Origin of the sequence: Acinetobacter sp. YQ_14, assembly GCF_043102985.1 — a bacterium.
Lineage (GTDB): Bacteria > Pseudomonadota > Gammaproteobacteria > Pseudomonadales > Moraxellaceae > Acinetobacter > Acinetobacter venetianus.
This window is the reverse complement of the sequence record NZ_JBICJJ010000018.1, coordinates 1-1,580: the sequence shown is the minus strand read 5'-3', so window position 1 is coordinate 1,580 and position 1,580 is coordinate 1. Positions and strand designations below refer to the sequence as shown.

General features: G+C 47.6%; 1 protein-coding gene. It reads right to left on the bottom strand.

Annotated elements, in window-relative coordinates; genetic code table 11:
• On the bottom strand, positions 1-1,580 hold a 1,580-nt coding region (locus ACF8D3_RS08860), incomplete at both ends, for a beta strand repeat-containing protein (protein WP_392471162.1).

Genomic DNA, 1,580 nt, shown 5'->3' with positions numbered 1-1,580 from the left:
ACAGGATTATTAGCAAGATCACCACCTGTGATGCCATCAATCACACCAGTGACAAGATCAATTGGGCTACCGTCAGTGCCACCAGTGGTGCCATCAATCACACCAGTGACAAGATCAATCGGGCTACCGTCTGTTCCACCTGTGATGCCATCGATCACACCAGTCACTAAATCAATTGGGCTACCATCAGTACCACCCGTGATGCCGTCAATGACACCAGTAACAAGATCAATCGGGCTACCATCAGTACCACCCGTGATGCCATCGATTACGCCAGTGACTAAATCAATCGGGCTACCATCAGTACCACCTGTGATGCCATCAATCACGCCAGTGACAAGATCAATCGGGCTGCCATCAGTACCACCTGTAATGCCATCGATAACGCCAGTGATGAGATCAATCGGACTACCATCAGTACCGCCTGTGATGCCATCGATAACGCCAGTCACAAGATCAATCGGGCTACCATCAGTACCACCTGTGATGCTATCAATCACACCAGTAACGAGATCAATCGGGCTACCATCGGTACCGCCCGTGATGCCATCAATCACGCCAGTGACTAAATCGATAGGGCTACCATCAGTGCCACCTGTAATGCCATCAATCACACCAGTCACAAGATCAATCGGGCTACCATCGGTACCACCTGTGATGCCGTCAATCACGCCAGTCACTAAATCAATCGGACTACCGTCTGTTCCACCAGTAATGCCATCGATTACACCAGTCACAAGATCAATTGGGCTACCATCAGTACCAGCTGTAATACCATCAATCACACCAGTGACAAGATCAATCGGACTACCATCCGTACCACCCGTGATGCCATCAATCACACCAGTCACAAGATCAATTGGACTACCATCAGTACCACCCGTGATTCCATCGATGACGCCAGTCACAAGATCAATCGGACTACCATCGGTACCGCCAGTAATACCGTCAATGACATCAGTCACCATTTCTAGTGGTGTACCATCAGCAAGATCACCGAGATTACCAAGGTCATCAGCAATATGTTGAACAATACCAATTGCAGAAGAACCATTATCAACTAATGTTTCAATGACACCTGTTGCAGAATCTAAGGCACCGCTGAGATCAGCACCCGCCAAGTCAGACACGGTTTCTAAAGTACCATTTACAGTATCGCGAGAAGTTTCAAAAGTGAGGGTACCTAGGTCAGCGATATCACTGATAGGATGTTCAGCTTGAGGGAAAGCTCCGATGATGGTGTCAGCAACAGTATCAATACCCGTATTGATGATTTCAGTTTTTAAGCTTTCAACGCCTTGTAGAATATCGATACCTTCTTGAACAATACCTGTGACAGGATTATTAGCAAGATCACCACCTGTAATACCATCAAGAGCACCAGTGACGAGATCAATCGGGCTGCCATCGGTACCACCTGTAATACCATCAAGAGCACCAGTGACTAAATCAATCGGACTACCATCGGTACCACCTGTAATGCCGTCAATCACACCAGTGACTAAATCGATAGGACTACCGTCTGTACCACCTGTAATACCATCGATTACACCAGTGACGAGATCAATCGGGCTGCCATC